14 protein-coding genes and 2 pseudogenes are annotated in these 17,601 nt (G+C 51.5%); 9 read left to right on the top strand and 7 right to left on the bottom strand.

The annotated features are described in order from the left end of the window. Window position 1: 1 nt before the first annotated feature. Genes P4S53_RS15945 through P4S53_RS15935 form a run of 3 tightly spaced genes read left to right on the top strand, consistent with a single transcriptional unit; the run spans window position 2 to window position 2,928 of the window. Window positions 2-1,696: an ABC transporter permease gene (locus tag P4S53_RS15945; RefSeq protein WP_337113432.1), complete on the top strand. Its 1,695-nt coding sequence runs from the start codon at window positions 2-4 to the stop codon at window positions 1,694-1,696. Then, window positions 1,662-2,318 carry an ATP-binding cassette domain-containing protein gene (locus P4S53_RS15940; RefSeq protein ID WP_337113431.1) on the top strand — a complete coding sequence of 219 codons (657 nt, stop codon included), beginning with the start codon at window positions 1,662-1,664 and terminating at the stop codon, window positions 2,316-2,318. Before P4S53_RS15945 ends, P4S53_RS15940 begins: the two co-directional genes overlap by 35 nt. Beyond that, window positions 2,311-2,928: a CDP-alcohol phosphatidyltransferase family protein gene (locus P4S53_RS15935; RefSeq protein WP_337113430.1), complete on the top strand. Its 618-nt coding sequence runs from the start codon at window positions 2,311-2,313 to the stop codon at window positions 2,926-2,928. Before P4S53_RS15940 ends, P4S53_RS15935 begins: the two co-directional genes overlap by 8 nt. A 92-nt stretch (window positions 2,929-3,020) precedes the next feature. On the opposite strand, the gene P4S53_RS15930 is transcribed toward P4S53_RS15935, so the two are convergent. Then, window positions 3,021-3,272 (bottom strand): hypothetical protein, encoded by a 252-nt coding sequence (locus P4S53_RS15930; RefSeq protein ID WP_337113429.1) that lies wholly within the window; start codon window positions 3,270-3,272, stop codon window positions 3,021-3,023. Between the two features lie 201 nt (window positions 3,273-3,473). After that, on the bottom strand, window positions 3,474-4,376 hold the full coding sequence (gene punR / locus P4S53_RS15925; RefSeq protein WP_337113428.1) for a DNA-binding transcriptional activator PunR: 903 nt from the start codon (window positions 4,374-4,376) through the stop codon (window positions 3,474-3,476). A 131-nt stretch (window positions 4,377-4,507) separates the two neighbouring features. Between punR and punC the strand changes: the two are divergent. From punC to P4S53_RS15895, 6 genes and pseudogenes are all read left to right on the top strand, one after another. After that, window positions 4,508-5,720: pseudogene (punC, locus tag P4S53_RS15920) on the top strand (purine nucleoside transporter PunC). Window positions 5,721-5,917: 197 nt separating this feature from the next. After that, entirely contained in the window at window positions 5,918-8,386 is a 2,469-nt protein-coding gene (locus P4S53_RS15915; RefSeq protein WP_337113427.1) for an EAL domain-containing protein, read from the top strand. An 80-nt stretch (window positions 8,387-8,466) separates the two neighbouring features. Then, the gene (locus P4S53_RS15910; protein ID WP_027252341.1) at window positions 8,467-8,811 is read left to right on the top strand and encodes a hypothetical protein; all 345 of its coding nucleotides are present in this window, start codon (window positions 8,467-8,469) and stop codon (window positions 8,809-8,811) included. A gap of 256 nt (window positions 8,812-9,067) precedes the next feature. Further along, complete coding sequence (locus P4S53_RS15905) at window positions 9,068-9,304, top strand: YdcH family protein (protein WP_120511864.1); 237 nt, start codon at window positions 9,068-9,070, stop codon at window positions 9,302-9,304. A gap of 235 nt (window positions 9,305-9,539) precedes the next feature. Then, a pseudogene (locus P4S53_RS15900) lies at window positions 9,540-10,771 on the top strand (L-lactate MFS transporter). An 809-nt stretch (window positions 10,772-11,580) separates the two neighbouring features. Beyond that, window positions 11,581-12,255, top strand: a complete 675-nt coding sequence (locus P4S53_RS15895) for a LysE family translocator (protein ID WP_337113426.1) — start codon at window positions 11,581-11,583, stop codon at window positions 12,253-12,255. Window positions 12,256-12,299: 44 nt separating this feature from the next. Here the strand turns inward: P4S53_RS15895 and fliJ are convergent, their stop codons facing one another. From fliJ to fliF, 5 genes are read right to left on the bottom strand one after another with little or no spacing between them, the layout of a single operon-like run. Next, entirely contained in the window at window positions 12,300-12,734 is a 435-nt protein-coding gene (gene fliJ, locus P4S53_RS15890) for a flagellar export protein FliJ (protein WP_337113425.1), read from the bottom strand. A gap of 11 nt (window positions 12,735-12,745) precedes the next feature. Beyond that, window positions 12,746-14,089 carry a flagellar protein export ATPase FliI gene (fliI, locus tag P4S53_RS15885; protein ID WP_337113424.1) on the bottom strand — a complete coding sequence of 448 codons (1,344 nt, stop codon included), beginning with the start codon at window positions 14,087-14,089 and terminating at the stop codon, window positions 12,746-12,748. After that, on the bottom strand, window positions 14,082-14,879 hold the full coding sequence (gene fliH / locus P4S53_RS15880) for a flagellar assembly protein FliH (protein WP_337113423.1): 798 nt from the start codon (window positions 14,877-14,879) through the stop codon (window positions 14,082-14,084). The genes fliI and fliH overlap by 8 nt, the downstream gene beginning before the upstream one ends. A gap of 3 nt (window positions 14,880-14,882) precedes the next feature. After that, window positions 14,883-15,911: a flagellar motor switch protein FliG gene (locus P4S53_RS15875; RefSeq protein ID WP_337113422.1), complete on the bottom strand. Its 1,029-nt coding sequence runs from the start codon at window positions 15,909-15,911 to the stop codon at window positions 14,883-14,885. After that, the gene (fliF, locus tag P4S53_RS15870; protein WP_337113421.1) at window positions 15,889-17,598 is read right to left on the bottom strand and encodes a flagellar basal-body MS-ring/collar protein FliF; all 1,710 of its coding nucleotides are present in this window, start codon (window positions 17,596-17,598) and stop codon (window positions 15,889-15,891) included. The genes P4S53_RS15875 and fliF overlap by 23 nt, the downstream gene beginning before the upstream one ends. Window positions 17,599-17,601 lie beyond the last annotated feature (3 nt).

Here is a 17,601-nt window from a genome sequence, read left to right as displayed (position 1 = left end):
TATGTTGTATCTGATGTTTATTGCCACGCTGTTGATCTGCTGTTTGCCGTTGTTACCAGGGCTGCTGGGCATTTTGTTGCCGGCCCTGTCCTGGTTGCCCTTTGCCGGCCTGACGCATCCCGGGCCGCAGGCTTTCTATCAGGCATTGACCTGGCCCGGTTTGTCTTCTTCTGTCCTGCTGACGCTTTCCACTGGCGTCGTCAGTACTTTACTGGCATTAGGTTTTACTTTCTTGATCCTGCAGAAGTATTGGGGATCCCGCCGCTGGCAGCAGATAGAATCCTGGCTCTCTCCGATGCTGGCGATTCCGCATGTGGCCTTTGCCATTGGCTTTGCTTTCACCTTTTCATCCACGGGGCTCATTACCCGCCTCATCGCCGCATTCGGCGGCGACCCCGGTCAGTTTTCACTGCTGCAGGACGCTTATGGCATCGGGCTCACTCTGGCGTTGGCGATCAAAGAAACTCCGTTTCTGTTATTAATGAGTATCTCTGTGCTGCAGCAACTGAATATCGGCCGCTTGCTGGCTGCCAGCAATGGGCTGGGCTACAACCGGGCATCAACATGGCTCACTGTCATACTGCCGCAATGGCTGCCCAGGATGCGACTACCGATCTACGCCGTGCTGGCTTATGGCATTTCCGTGGTCGACATGGCCATGATTCTGGGCCCGACCCGCCCGCCGACTTTCGCTGTACTGGTCTGGCAATGGTTCAATGAACCGGATGTCGCTTTGCTGCCCAGAGCTGCCGTCGGCGCACTCATGCTGCTCATGCTGGGCCTTTGCCTGCTTGCTGTGTTTCGCGCGCTGGAGTGGCTGATTCTGCGTGGTTTTCAGGGCTGGCAATATGCCGGACATCGCAAACAGCGATTGCCCGGACGATTTTTTCACTTCCCCTTAATTGCGGTGCCACTGCTGGTCATTCCTGTCCTCATGCTCTGGTCAGTGGCGCTGCGCTGGCGCTTTCCCGATCTGTTACCGAGCCGGTTCAGTCTGCAATTCTGGCAACAGGAAACCGCCGTGTTTACCGATCTGGCTTCCACCAGCCTGATGCTGGCCGGTATCAGTACAGCGATTGCTCTTTGTCTGACCATTGGCTGTCTGGAATACAGGGACAAAACCGGAACCGGCATTCCGGGCTGGCTGATCGCCATGCCCATGGTGCTGCCGCAGGTTTCTCTGCTGTTCGGTATTCAGGTCACCACTTATCTGATCCCCGGCCAGCACCACCTGCTGTGGGTGATATGGAGCCATGTGCTGTTTGTGTTTCCCTATCTCTACCTTGCGTTGGATGGCCCGTGGCGCAGCTTTGACCGCCGGTATACACAAACAGCCAACAGCCTTGGCTTATCGGGATTCCAGGCCTGGTGGCGGGTCAAACGCCCTATGCTGATGCCGGCCATTTGTCTGGCACTGGCCGTGGGCTGCAGTGTCAGTCTGGCTCAGTACCTGCCAACACTCAGTCTTGGTGCCGGCCGGGTCAGTACCCTGACCACAGAAGCCGTTGCACTTGCCAGCGGGCAGGACAGAAGAGTCAGCGCGATTTACGGACTCCTGCAGGGACTGGTGCCCTTCATGCTCTTCGCGTTTGCCACCTTAGCAAGCCGTTACTATCAATCAAGAATGACATCCGGAAAATACACAAGGAATGCAAAAGCCAATGTGCTTGTCAGTCAAAAACCTCACTATAAATAATGGGCATCAGCGGTTACTCAGTTCGCTGACGCTGTCGGTTGAGCAGGGAAAGGTACTGACGGTTATGGGCCCCAGCGGCTGCGGGAAGTCGACCCTGTTGGGTGTGATTGCCGGTCATATTCCGCCCGACTGCTCCTATCGGGGCGAGATCAAGCTCAACAACAGATTGCTCAATGATCTGACGCCGGATAAGCGGCGCATTGGCCTGCTGTTTCAGGATGATCTGCTATTCCCGCACCTGAACGTGTGGCAGAACCTGGCCTTTGGTTTACCGTCCAGTGTGAAAAAGCCAGAACGGAAAACCCGAGCTTATGACACTTTATCGGCGTTAGGCCTGACAGCACTGGCCTCTCATTGTCCGAGCCAGATTTCCGGCGGACAACGCGCCAGGATCAGTCTGATGCGTTGCCTGCTGGCAGAGCCGGACGCCATACTGCTGGACGAGCCTTTCAGCAAGCTGGATAAAGATTTGCGCATCCAGTTCCGCGACCTGGTGTTTCAGGAAATCCGGCAACTGAATATCCCAGCGTTAATGGTCACCCACGATCAGGATGATGTGCCGCCCGATGGTCAGGTACTGCACTGGCCCGCTTTGCCGGAGGAGGAACAGTCCTATGCTTGATCGCTACGCCATCAAACTCATCAAAGCGCCGGTGAACGGTCTCGGCTTACTGCTGGATAAAACGCCTCTCACCGCCAATCAAATTACGGTGGCCGGGTTTGGTATTGGCTTGCTGACATTGCCTGCGCTCATCTTCCACCAATATTGGCTGGCACTGTGTTTGATCATCATCAACCGCATTTTTGACGGTTTGGATGGCGCACTGGCCCGACGAAGAGGCATCACCGACTGTGGTGGTTTTCTGGATATCACACTGGATTTTTTGTTTTATTCCCTGGTGCCCTTTGGTTTCATTCTGGCGGATCCGACGCAAAATGCTGTTGCCGGTGCGTTTTTGATCTTCGCCTTTGTCGGCACAGGTTCCAGTTTTCTGGCTTTTGCCATCATGGCGGGTAAACGCGATATTGATAACCCGGTTTATCCGCATAAATCTCTGTTTTATCTGGGAGGGCTGACGGAGGGAACAGAAACGATCGCATGTTTTGTGCTCTTCTGCCTGTTGCCGGCACACTTTGCGCTCATCGCATGGACTTTCGGTGCATTGTGCTGGGTGACCACTGCAACCCGGGTCTGGGCTGGTTATCAAACCCTGAAAACACCGGCTCAATAGCGCCAGCAGAGAGAATCTCAGCAACAAAAAACGGCAGCCCTAACCAGGACTACCGCCGTTTTATTCACCAGCCCGCGAGCTGAAGCTCGGAATTAGCTGAAATTCGGAATTCTCTGATTGTGCTTTTCCTGCCGGCTGTGAAATTTATTGATCTCAATATCAATGGCGTTATAGCTGCTGTTCATCAGCTCACCCAAACAGGCCGGAGAATCAGGGTTCTGACTTTGCAGAAAAGCAGCCAGCAGCTTCACGTCATCCGGTCTGGGACGATAACTCAGGTTCGGAAAGGCCTGATAGATGTAATCGATCGCAATGGCCAGCGTCCCTTCATTCTTTTCAGTCATTCTTTTCATCATCAACACAGTGTTTTTATTCATATTTCTATGAAGTAATGGATTTGACGAAGGGCATCCTAAGCGGTCTGAATGAAAGAATTATGACTCAGCGCAGTTTTTAAGGAGATTTTTATCCTCTTGCTGTTTTTTATTCAGCTCGCGGTGGTGCTCGCTCCGATATATCACCGCGCGAGACTTGCTCTTGATTTGCTAACGCATCCACTCGCGGTGCAGTTGTTCGCTGTCGCCCAGATACTCGAGCAGCCAGCTCAGGGCGGGATTCAGGCTGGCTTTGTTCCATGCCAGGCAGCAGGGACTGACCGGTGGCGCATGCGGGAGTGTGCGGGTCACCAGTTTGCCTCGTTTCAGCCTGGGTGCAGCCATATGTTCAGGTACAACCCCTATGCCCAGCCCGGCTTCAAGGCACTGAAACGCGCTGGACCAGTCCGGCACCATGATGCGACGCTGATTGTTCATTAACCAGGTTGTGCGCTTGGGCAGTGTCCGTGAAGTATCTTCCAGGCAAATCGCCGGGTATTTTGCCAGTTCTGAATCCAGCAAAGGCAGCGGCCTTTCCGTCAGCGGGTGATCCGGCGCCATCACAAACACCCAGTGCAGGTTGCCCATATCGGTGTAATCGAAATCCCCGCTGACCGGAATGGCGGCCGTTGCTCCAATCACCAAATCGGCCCGACCGTCTGCCAGTGCGTCCCACACCCCGTTATAGACTTCCATCGTCAGATGCAACTCGACATCCGGGAACGCCTGATAAAAATCCCGCACCATGGTACTGACACGGCTTTGTCTGACCACTGTGTCCAGTGCCACCGAGACATTTTCAGCCCATCCGTTGGCGACACGTTGCGTCTGCAACTGAATGTGCTCCATTTGCTTGAGCAGTTGTCTGGCTTCTTCCACAAAGTACTGGCCCGCCGGTGTCAGGCTGACCTGCCGGTGATGCCGCTCGAACAAGGTCACAGATAATTTCTCTTCGATTATCCTGACCGTGTAGCTGATTGCGCTGGGCACTTTGTGCAACTCTTCTGCGGCAGACGAAAAGCTGCCCCGCCTCGCAACCACATCAATTACCTGCAAGTCATTGAAAGAAAACATATATCCCACTATTTAATTACGCGTTATGTTGAATCAAATTTTTTGAAAGCAATGTTGAAATTTTAGCGTTTCACAGCACAAATCACCACGCTTACAATCTGATCACTGAAAAAACTTCTGGTTACATTAAAATGACGACAAAACCGACTACCGTTACACTTGCCTGGTTTGCATTACTGAGCATGCTTGGCTTTCTGGCCACCGACATGTATCTGCCTGCTTTTACCGCCATGCAGGCCGACCTGAATACCTCATCCAGCCTGATTGGTATGACACTCGGCATTTTCCTGTTAGGCATGGCCATTGGCCAGTTGATCTATGGCCCTCTCTCTGACCGCTTAGGCAGAAAAAAGTATTGCTGGGCGCCATGTTGTTGTTCAGTCTCGCCACTCTGGGCTGCGCAATGGCGCCGAATGTGGAAACGCTGCTGGCATTCCGTTTTCTTCAGGCGCTGGGCGCTTGCAGTGCCACCGTGCTATGGCAGGCCATCGTCGTTGACCGATATGAAGGTAAGCTTGCCGAGAAAGTGTTCGCAACGATCATGCCTTTGGTGGCCCTTTCACCGGCCCTTGCACCTTTAGTGGGCGCAGCAATTCAGTCGCATTTTGGCTGGCGTGCCATTTTCCTGAGTCTGATTGCCTTAGGCGCGATTTTAGCCCTGATGACGACCATGCAGCCTGAAAGTGTCAAAGGGGGAAAAAGCAAGGTAAAGTCCTGTCAGAACTGGCAATGAACTATACAAGCCTGCTCAAGTCAAAAAAATTCATCGGTAACATGCTCATTTTCGCGGCCTGCTCTGCTGCTTTTTTCGCCTACCTGACCGGTTCGCCCTTCATCATGTCCGCGATGGGCTACTCAAGCGAAGATATCGGCCTGAGTTATGTACCGCAGACGATTGCCTTTTTGATTGGTGGCTACGGTTGCCGGGCATTATTAAACCGCATGGAAGGTAAAAAGCTGTTGCCCTGGCTGCTGAAACTGTTCATCGGCAGTGCGCTGGTCATACTGTTGATCACTGTTCAGCATACGCCAGACAACATCTGGCCTATCTTGGTGCCTTTCTGTTTTATTGCCGTGGCTAACGGTGCGATTTACCCCATTGTGATCAGTAAAGCCCTGGAAGATTTCAAGCACTGCAGCGCAACCGCAGCCGGGCTGATGAATTTCCTGCAAACCTTAGGGTGCTTTGCTGCCAGTTCAGTGGTTGCGGCTTTTGCCGATAAAGGCCTCAGCATTGTTGCCTTCAGCATTGCCGGAACCTGTGTCTTTGTTCTGATCGGCTTCTCTTTTGTTGTCAGCAGTCAGCGCCAGCAACTGGTTGAAGCACAATCCACGCCAAACTGATCGATTCCATTCCGATTCAGCCCCCGCTATGACAGGCAGCCCTATCGCTGCCTGTATTTTTCATATTGAAAAATATTGTCTATTGTTCAGCGATAAGCCCAAAAAATTCCTGATACGTATGGATTGCATGTTATGCATGCCCAGAAAACCGTCACTATACTGTTCTTTTAGGGGCTCTGCTTTATCATGGATGATATATGAAGAGAAATGTGATTCGTTCAAAAGTGTTGCTGTTGATTTCGCTGCTTTTTGTATTTTTGCTGTGTGTGTTTTTTCTCAACGCGAGCATGCGACACAGCCAGGAAAAACGAGATCACCCTGTGACTCATCAGGCCTCATCACTGTTTGATCAACACACTTTTCTTTCTGACGGGTATCAAACCCTGGCAGAAGAATGGGAAAAATCTGAGATTTTACACTCGGCACTGAACCTCTTCAGCGTCAATCAATTCATCTTTAACAACTTGTATTCACGCGAGAAACTTGAAAAGTTCACGTTATTTTCCCTGATCTCTTTCGGCTTTCTGCTCGGTTGCCTGGTACTGGCCTGGCACCTGCATAAAATGCTTCGCCATGAAAAACGTCTGAAAGCTGAATTACATGACATGGTGAAAAAGTTCAGCCATGTACTGAAACATGCACCGGATGGCATGATTTTGCTGAAACAGGACAACACTGTACTCAATATCAATCAGTCCGCTTGCCAGATTTTGAATACCTCGGAGCAACAGGCTTCACAGCGCAACATTACCGCACTGGTTAGCGACCCCGTGGCCAGCAATAAACTGACAGCATTACTCAGTCAGGTACACGGCAGGATGAATCAGGGCGATAGCCGGCCCGTCAGTCAACAGATCACCATTAACACCACATCTGTACAGCACCTTGAAATCATCGCGAGCGAAACAGCATACAATGACGGTAATGAGATTTTATTGAATATCAGGGATGTCACTGTTTGGGTTGATCGTGAAGAAAAACTGAAAAGCCTGTCCCGCGCCCTGGAACAAAGTGACGACTCTATCATCATCACCAACGAAAAAGGGATCATCGAGTACGTCAACCACAGCTTTGAAAAGTATAACGAGCTCGATGCCAACGAACTGATCGGCAGTGATGCCGCGCATCTGATTTTGACTGCCCTGCAAAATCCGGCAGAGCTGGCAAAATTGCAACAACAGCTGGTCAAAGGCCAGACAGTCAACCGCATTATCTCGCACCGTAAGAAAGATAACAGCCTGGTGTATATGGAAAAACGCATTTCCCCTATCCGCAATAACCTGGGAAAAATCAGCCATTACATTACAACAGGCAAAGATATTACCGACAGAGTGCTGTTTGAAAGCAAACTCAAACAGTTAGCGCATTTTGACATACTCACTCAGCTACCAAACCGCCTGATGCTGCAGCAGCAGATCGATCACCTGCTCCAGCAGTCGCCCTGTCCGGTCATAGGCCTGCTGACCCTTAATCTGGATCGCTTCAAACAAATCAACGATTCTCTGGGTCACGACACCGGTGATCAGGTGCTGTTAGGAGTCAGTGAACGACTGCAGGCTATTCTGCGTGAAAATGACATGCTGGCGAGATTAGGCAGTGATGAATTTGCCATTCTGGTGTTCTCTGATAACCGGCTGCCGGCTTTGGAGCAGTTAGCCGAGCGTATCCTTCGCCATCTCAGCGAGCCGATGACTCTGGGCAGTAAAGAAGTGGTGGTCGGTGCAAGCATTGGCATCACCTACAGTGACAGCAGCCATTCGACCAGCGAAACCCTGCTCAGACAAGCAGACATTGCGCTGTATAAAGCCAAAGATGACAAACAGCAGCAACAGTACCGGGTTTATAACCGGCAGATGGGGGCCAACAGTGTCAAACGCCTGGAAATGGAAGCACAGCTCCGGCAAAGCTGCGGCACTGACCGCTATCAGTATTACTATCAGGGCCGCTTTGACTCACGAACCCGTGAACTGTGCGGCGTGGAAGTCCTGATGCGCTGGATCGATGATGACAATCACATCCAGTCGCCGACTGAGTTCATCCCGATTCTGGAAACCACAGGACTGATTATTGAAGTGGGCGAGCATTTGATTCAACAGGCTTGCAAACAATTACGTCAATGGCAATTACAAGGCCACTGGCTGCATTTTGCCCTGAACATTTCAGCCCGCCAGTTGCTCAATTCCGATATTGTCGGTACCGTCAGCAAAGCAATACAGAGCAGCCAGTGTGACCCCAGTTTTTTAGAACTGGAAATCACAGAGAGTGTCGTCATGTCAGACGTGAAGCTGGCACTCAATAAGTTACGCCAGCTCAACGCACTGGGAGTCAGGATTGCCATTGATGATTTCGGGACCGGCTATTCCTCCCTGGCCTACCTCAGCCGGTTTCCGATTCAGATACTCAAAGTCGATCGCGAATTTGTCCGTGACTTACCCCTCAATAAAGAATCTGTCACTATCACTAACGCGATTGTTGAATTGGCCCATAATCTGAATATCAGCGTGGTGGCGGAAGGGGTGGAAAACAAAGGGCAAGCCGATTTTCTGGCAAGCATAGGTGTAGAAGAATTTCAGGGATTTCTGTACTGTAAGCCACTGCCGCTATCAGACTTTGAAACAAGATTTTTACAGCCAATTCAGAATATGAAAGAACAGTCGACCTACTGAGCCAGACTGCCAGGGATTGTAACCTTTCACTTCTGCCAAGAGCCAATTACAATACGCTCAGTATGGGCGAGGATAGAAACATGGATTTTAGCGATTATCTGGAAACGGTGCTTAAGCAACGTCAGCAACAGGCCAATAAACCGGTCCAAAATAAGCAGCAACCTGTCTGGCTGCAACAGCGTATGGAAGACAAAACCAGCCAGAGTACGGCGCGTGATGCAATCGCCAAAGCCCAGGAAGATGCTTCGGTTCGTGCCGAACAGGAAACCAAAGCCCCTCATGTCAGAATTAATGGCCGCTACATGTCACAGGAAGAAGCACAGGCGAAAGCAAAATTGCAAACTCAGGCTGCGCCAGCTAATGCCGACAGAATTGCCTATATTGAATCACTCAAAAAAACCTTACGTGCCAAAAAGTATCAATAATCACCTGACTGCCCGCCTGCCCCTCGCCAACTTGTGACAACGTCACTGCAGATTTTGTGCCTTTCATCTGATTTTCAGCCTCAGTCGGGTTGAAAATAACCTCATTCGACTATGCTTAAACAAGTAAACATTTTTAACTGCAAGGGATGTGCTGACCAGCAGTAATCTCTGATCAATAAGCAAATAGTTACACATTTAAAAGAACAATGACGAAAAAGCAGGGCTTTCATTCACTAAGATTTATGGAGTGACAGACATGTTAGGTGAAAATCACGCACTCTTCATTGAGTTCCCCGAAATGCAGGACAAAATCACCGAGTTGAAAACCTGCGACGAAAACTTTAAGGCCATGTCAGACCGATATCACCAGCTTGACCATAGAATACGGGGATTGGAATGCAGCAACATTCCCACCGAAGATCACCACTTCACCCAACTGAAAATGGAGCGTTTGCAGCTGAAAGACAAAATTTACAACATACTCATGAACTGATGTTGTCAGCTTTTCACTGGCTCCACCCTCTGTAGTCCGGAGGGTGGAGAACCTTCGCCGCCAAACACCATCATCCCCTGCCTCAAACAAGCCATTTGTAACAAAACATTGCTGCCCGGTATTTTCATAACATTTATTGATAGAATCCGCGCCCTCAACAACAAATACATCTTTTTTGATTGCTACCAAGAAAAGTTTAGTAAAGCAGTTGCCGTTCCGGCATTTAGAGAGACCTATGAAAACATTTGATCGCGCCAAGCAAATCCTGCTGGCAGGGTTCTGTATTAACTTGTGTATGGGCATTCTGTATGCCTGGAGTGTATTTAAAAAAGCCTTAGTGGTGGATCTTGGCTGGTCTAACGCCGATGCGTCTCTGCCTTATACTGTTGCTATCATTACTTTTTCTCTCTCATTGTTACTGGCCGGTATTCTTCAGGACAAAATCGGTCCGCGTAAGGTCTTGCTGCTCGGCACGACCATGGTTGGCCTGGGCATGATTGTATCCAGCTTTGCCACCACGCCACTGCTACTGGTACTGACTTTCGGGGTACTGACAGGTTGCGGTATCGGTTTTGGCTATGCCTGTTTAAGCCCTTCCGCGATGAAATGGTTCCACCCGTCAAAGAAAGGCATGGTAAACGGCCTGATTGCAGCCGGTTTTGGCCTGGCTGCTGTGTATCTGGCGCCGCTGACATCATCCCTGATTGCCGATTACGGTATTAACCAGAGCTTCCTGATCCTCGGCATCGCTGTGCTGCTGGTCGCTGTCCCTCTGGCATGCACCATCAACAACCCGCCTGAAGGCTACCAGCCTGAGGCGCCGTCTGCCGTCGCGGCCTCTGCCAATCCGGCAGCGGCTGTGAACATGACCTGGCGAAGCATGGTGAAAACCCCCAGTTTTACTCCCTGTGGGTGATGTACGCTTTTGCCTCCGCAGCAGGTTTGATGATTATCGGCAATATTACCTCGATTGCCGCGGCTCAGGCTGACCTGTCTGATGCGGCGTTTCTGGTGGTGATTCTGGCTGTGTTCAACTCGGGTGGCCGCATCGCTGCCGGTATGCTGTCAGACAAAATCGGCGGTGTGAAAACCCTGATGATTGCCTTTATCATGCAAGCCATCAACATGGTGATGTTCGCCACGTTCGACAACGAGTTCAGCCTGATGGTCGGCGCTGCCGTTGCCGGGGTTGGCTATGGTACTCTGCTTGCCGTTTTCCCATCGATCACCGCCGATTTTTACGGCCTGAAGAATTACGGTGCGAACTATGGTGTGCTCTACACTGCCTGGGGTGTCAGTGGTTTCATTGGCCCTGTAGTCGCCGCTGTGGCAGTCGATATGACCGGCACCTACACGCTGGCCTATTCTGTGTGCTCTGGCATGCTGGCCGTCGCTGTACTGTTGTCATTCATCACCAAGCCTGTCACCACACCCGTGGCTGATCAGAAGCTGGCGACAGCCGCATAACGGTACGCCTGACTCTTGTTGAAAAGCACAGCCGGCCGGCTGTGCTTTTTTATTTTCACCTTTTCGGGGTGAGAGACGGGACAGACAAAAAAAACCCGGTTCCAAAGGGACCGGGCAAACAAATAGTGGTGAAAATGTTCCTGATGGGAACAGGATATGCGCTATTAGCGTACCGCTCTGGAAGACTGTGCGATTGGCTTAACAACATTCTTCACGGGTACTCAGGTAGCAAATAGTTAAGGCGTCCAATTTTTGGTTTGATTAAGCATTTTTTCAATCAAATCACTGAAGTCGCTTATTTAAGTGATGAATCGATTGAGACAACCAAACTCAAATGCAACAATGCACCTAACGATAACAGATTTATCAACACCGCAGTTGTCATTCCCAAAAGCTCGCGTCTCTTTAGCATGTTTATACTGTCGCTTCTTGAGCCGCCACCCCCGTTTTTATGCAATATTTCCTCTTTACAATCTGTACCGCCCTCATTGATATCGCTGTCATGCTGGCATACGCCATCGCTGGATTCCAGAATCGTCAATTCGGCGCTTTTCTGTTCTGAATTCAATCTGTTTTTATGTGATAAGAATATTGGTTTTTCACGTTCCGCGGAATACGCTGACGCCTGCCAACCGGTGTGAAAACAGTACCAATGTTGTGAGACTTATCGAATTAAAAACCAGAAAACTAGTTCACGAGTTTGTTTTGCATTCATAGCGGGGATATCATCGTTGCCGTGCCAAGACCATTATGCAACCATGATATATGCGTTTAGTTTATTAAATCTCGACTCAGTATGATGCCTGACAATGCATCAAATGATTCAAATTCACTTGGAGTATTCTTCCACCATGGTCAGTACATTACTTCTATATTGCATCGCTTCATTTACCGTAACCGTCATTCCGGGGCCGACCATGCTGTTATCTCTATCGAACGGTGTGAGTAAAAACAAAAAAATTGTACTCTATGGCATTTTAGGGGCTGCTCTCTCTGACGCGATTCTGATCAGTGCTGCGGGGCTGGGGCTGGGGGCATTGATGGCAGCTTCTGAAGCCCTCTTTCTGACCGTCAAATATTGTGGCGTTGCTTACCTGCTGTGGCTGGCATACCAGTTGTGGCGCAGTACACCTTCAGCCAGCGCATTGACAGCAGACAAACTCAAAAGCACACAAGTGCACAGCCCTGCAGCAGCGTTCCGGCGCAGCCTGTTCGCAGCCCTGTCTAATCCGAAGGGGCTCCTGTTCTTTGGCGCCTTTCTACCTCAGTTTCTGGATTTAACAGCGCCGGTTTTCATGCAATACGTGCTCTTCGCGATTGCTACCATCTTGATTGATATCGCTGTAATGCTACTTTACGCAACTGCAGGGTTTCAGGCAGCAAAGTATTTATCGGTCAGCCGCCTGAAATCGCTCAACAAAACCTGTGCTGCCATGTTGGCCGCGATGGCGTCGGGGTTAGCATTTTATAAAGAAGCGGCCTGAGAATTTTTCACGTCAAAAAAGAAAAGCGCCCGAGGGCGCTTTTCTTATAATGCTTTTCGTTTGCTGCGGGCATTGATCAGATCTTCAATGAACTTCTGCTCTTTCTTGGCCTGTTCATAACGCTGCCTGGCTTGCCAGCGCTCCATCACGGTTTCAAGGCCTTTCACCTTGACCTGACTTTGTTCCAGCGCTTTTTTAGTGCGCTGGCTTTCTGCATGCATCAAGGCCATTTCATGCTGCTGATGGGAAATCAGGCGGCTGAGCATCGTATTGACCTGAGTGGTGTTCTGCAGCGCCAGTGCGTTCAACCCGACGCTTCCTTCTTGCTGGCAGCCCGATTTCAGCCCGGCCAGCGCCTGCAGTTGCTGGGCAAAAAAGCCGACCTGATCTTGCTGCCTTGCAAAATGCTGTCCGTGACGATCACGCTGCTGCTCCGCGATCTGCTGAAGCTGACTCACGGCTTTCAGTCTGCCTTTCATCGCACCGTCTCCTAACCTTGCTGCGTTTGCGTAAACAACTCAGCGAGCCGAACCAGCGACTGTTGGTAGTCAGTCACTTCATCAACCTGCTGAACCAGAAAATCTTTGAGTTGGGGAAACACCTGCACTGCCAGATCCAGTTCGGCGTCCTGTCCGGGCTGATACCCGCCTAAAGGCAACAGCTCTTTGACTTGCAGGTAGTTGGCATTGAGCTGCCTGAAACGGTTGGCCACCGTGACATGAGAATTTTCGGTACAGCTGCTCATACAACGGCTGATCGAGGCATTGATATCGATTGCCGGGTAATGCCCCTGCTCTGCCAGCGTACGGGATAACACCACATGGCCATCGAGAATGGCACGGGCAGAGTCCACCACAGGATCCTGCTGATCGTCGCCATCCGCCAGTACGGTGTAAATTGCCGTCAGACTGCCGTCCGGGTGCTCACCGTTACCGGCGCGCTCAAGCAGTTGAGGTAACTGGCTGAACACAGACGGCGGATAGCCACGAGAAGCTGGCGGCTCGCCCAGCGACAAAGCAATTTCCCGCTGCGCCATAGCGTAACGAGTTAAAGAATCCATCAGCAGCAGGACATCTTTGCCTTTGTCACGATAATATTCCGCCACGCGGTGACACAGTTTCGTGGCACGCAGACGCATTAAAGGAGATTCATCGGCCGGCGCTGCTATCACCACAGCCCGTTTCATCCCCTCAACCCCGAGGTTGCGCTGTATGAATTCCCGGACTTCCCGGCCTCGCTCGCCGATCAGGCCCACCACCACAATATCGGCCTTGGTGTTTTTGGTGATCATGCCCATGAGGACACTTTTACCCACACCACTGCCTGCCATCAAACCGATACGCTGGCCTTTACCCAGCGTCAGCAGCCCGTTGATGGCACGTATGCCCACATCCAGCGGTGTATCAACCAGACGACGCTTTAACGGATTGATTGGTGAAGGGTTGAGCGACACTTTCTCTCCGCCTTTGAGCGGGCCCAGATCGTCAAATGGCTCGCCAAGACCGTTAACGACCCTGCCAAGCCAGTGATCACCGAGCGCAACTGTGCTGTCGCCGTCCAGCGGGACCACTTTTGCGCCGGCGTAAAGTCCGCCTAATTGCCGGACGGGCATTAAATATGCGACATCACGGTCAAAACCCACGACCTGGGCTTCAATGGCTTCACCATCATCCGTTTCGACCAGACAACGCTGTTCCAGTCTGAATTTACAGCCAACCGCCTGAAGCATCAGACCGTTGACTTTGACCAACCGCCCGGTGACCCGGGCAATCGGAATGGATGACATGGAGGCGATAGCATCATTCAAACGATCATGAAATGCACCATCACTCACTGAGACTCTCCGCCGTTTCTACTGTTGCGGAATGACTGGTTTCAGCAGCCGGATTCTCCAGCAAGTGCTCGCGCAGCGTTTCCATACAGGCTTCCAGTCGGGCATCACTGCTGGCATCGGCTTCAGCATGGTCCGTGACCAGCTGAACACCGCCGATCGGCATTTCTTTGTTCGCGACCAGTTTCCAGCTCGGATGCAGGGTCGGACTGAGATTGGTAATACGCTCAAGATCCTGCGGATTAAGATTGATCACCACCTTGTCGCTGTTACCCGGCATGCTGTCTAACGTTTCTTCCACCAGCGCCAGAATTTGCTGCGGCATCAGTGTCAGCTCCGCGCGAATCACCTGCTGGGCAACTTTCTGCACCAGGGAGCAAATCTGCTCGCGCTGAGCATGTTCCCGCTCATCTTGCCATTGCTGAATCTGCGCCTGCAGTGCCTGAACCGGCGCAATTGCTGATTCATATTTTTCGCGACCCTGGCTTTCACCCTTGGTATAGCCCTGCTGAAAACCGTCTTGCTGACCAAGAGTAAAGCCTTGCTGACGACCCTGCTCAACCCCCTGACGCAGGCCCTCTTCATGGCCCCGCTGCAAGCCTTGCTGAAACCCTTCTTCCAGCTGTTTCTGCAAAGCGGCCTGGTGTTCCTTGGTATTGAACTCCGGCTGGGCGACATAATTGTCTGCATCCTGTGCACCACCTTCGTGCTGTACAACAGGCTTCACCATGGGCGGAAAGCGGTGTGAGCGGTATTCACCAGGATTCAGCTGCATCACTTTTACTGAACGCATCACTTACTCCACTGTTTGTTCCTGATACAAGCTCAGCTCGATCTCACCGGCATCGGCCAGTTCACGAACCACTTGCATAATATCCTGTCGTGCCCTTTCGACCCGGGATAATGGCATCGCACCACGCATAGCCATTTCATCATCCAGTGAAGTGGCCATACGCTGTGGCATGGACTGTTTGATGGCCATTTGCAGCTTGAGCTCTGCCCCTTTCAGCGCCGTTGCCCACAGGTCGAGCGGAATTTCCTGGATCAGGCGATCCATTGTGGCCTCACGCTGACGGGAAAGGATCACGAAGTCGAACATGTTTTCTTCGATTTCGCTGACCACTTTTTCGTCATGCAGTTTCAGCATTTCCATCAGCTGAGCACGATCACCCTCAAAGCGGTTAATAATGTCGGCAGCCTGCTTGGCACCCAAGACCGATGCGCCCTGACCGCCCGAGACCTGCTGAATACAGCGGTCGATCAGCAGATGCAGATCTTTGGCGATCTCATGATCGATTTCGCTCAGGCGGGCAACGCGGTAAATCAGTTCATCATGCTGCTCTGACGGCAGTTTCGCCAGCACCTGAGATGAGGTTTCCGGCGGTAGATAAGCCAGGAAAATAGCCTGCATCTGCGGGTGTTCCTGACTGATAAATTTTGCGATAACGTCCGTATCAACCCACTGCAGACGCTGCATGTTATTGCGCAGCTCATCACCATAAATACTGTTCAGTACGCCTTTGGCAAGATCATTGCCCAGGGCTTTCGACAGTGTGTTCGACAGATAATCTTTCGACGCGCCGCGAATACCACTGTGGTCACGAAAATCATCAAAAAACCGCTGAATCACGACCTTGGCGTTCTCACTTTTGATGCCAGTGAGTTTCGCCATGGATCGGGTGACGCGTTGTACTTCATCGCGGGAGAAATAACGCAGAACCTGAGCGGCTGCATCCTCTCCCATGCCCAGCAAAACCAGCGCTGTTTTATCCACACTGCTTAAGGTTTGCATGTCTGCCGGATTAGTTGTCTCGGTTGTGCTCATTTCCATTTACCCATTGTTTGAGGACTTCAGCAACGCGCTGTGGTTCTTCGCTGGCAATTAATGTCAGATGTTTCAGTTGGATGTGCAGAGGCGAACCTGAAGGCGGCAACATCATCTCAGCATCGGCATCCAGCCCGTTGGTGGTATTGCTCAGGCCTCTGTCGGACAGACGTCGATTAAGCTCATTTTCTTGTGCCTGCTCGTCGAGCTCTTTGCTCAGAATATTGTCTGGTAAAGTGGCAATGTCCATTTCCTGTCGTGCTTTATCCACACCGGTCAGGTGGCGAATCAAAGGACGTAGAACAAAGAAGATCATCGCCAGTCCCAGTAAACCACCAATGATGTAACGCAACGGCTGCTGCAATGCCGTATCCTGCCACCACGGCATAGGTGTAACCGGTTCAATGTTGACTGGGGTAAAGTTGAAGCTCATCAGGCTCAGGCTGTCACCACGCTCGGCATTCAGACCAACCGCTTCAGAAATCATCTGGCTGATTTCGGCTTTTTGCGCCTCATCCCAGGCTGCGCCATCCGGTGCAACTGCATTATTAAGCAGGACAGACACATTCAGTTTCCTGATTTGGCCCTGTTGATACTGGGTATGCCTGACACTGCTGCCTAACGCATACTGACGGTTCACTTCAGAGCGCTCACTGGTGTTCTTCGGTGCTGCGCCTTCACCCTCTTCTTCCACCGTCGGTGGCTGATTGCTCAGTGAACCCGGTACACCCAGTGCAATTTTATCCGTTGAGTTGTTTTCAATGCTGTGTTCTGAGCGGACAACCGGATTGTCATCCACCAATTCACGGGTTTCTTCAATACGGCTGAAATCCAGATCGGCAGCGACCTGCACCCGGAAGTTACTTGGACCCAGAACCGGCGTCAGCATGTCAGTGGCGCGCTGAATCACCTGCTTTTCCAGATTCTTCTGGTACTCAAGATATTTGGTATTCATCCGGCCGGAGGTCTCAGAGCCGATATCTGCGCTCAGTAAACGGCCGAACTGATCCACCACAGAGACGTGTTCCGCCGTCATACCGGTAACACTGCCCGACACCAGGTTGACAATGGCTTCAACTTGTTCAGGTTTCAGATCTTCACCCGGTTTCAGCTCAACCATGACAGAGGCCGTGGTCTTTTCTGTGTTCTGGCGCACAAACAGAGTCTGGCGGGGAATCGCCAGGTGCACACGGGCGTTATTGACGGCATTCAGTGAAATGATGGTACGGGCCAGCTCGCCTTCAAGGCCGTGACGGTAACGCGCAGTTTCCATAAACTGGCTGGTTCCCAGGGAAGAGTCGGTCTGAAGTGTTTCCAGGCCGGTCGGCAGTTTGGCTTTCACCCCTTTAGCGGCCAGTAACATACGGACTTCAGCGACTCTGCCGTCTTCGACCAGCACCTGACCGTTTGTTTCCTGTAAGCGGTATGGAATGCCTTCCGCTTCCAGGACCGAGATAATCTCGCTGGTGTCAAAACGCTCCTGCTGGCTGTAGAGCGGGCGATAGCTTTGTGTCGACGTCCAGAGTGCAACCACGATGATAGCTGCCACCACTGCCGCCAGCGCAGCAGACAAGACAAGATTACGCTGGCTGCTGTACCAGGCGCGTTTAGCCCGCTCCAGCAGAGAATGATCAGAACGGTTGGCAGCAGTCAGTTCCGCTGCCGCTGCTTGAGTAATCATGGTCATAAT

This window comes from Photobacterium sp. Hal280, assembly GCF_037162255.1.
Taxonomy (GTDB): Bacteria; Pseudomonadota; Gammaproteobacteria; order Enterobacterales; family Vibrionaceae; genus Photobacterium.
Note: the sequence above shows the minus strand (reverse complement) of the source record. Positions and strands in the feature narration are given on the sequence as shown.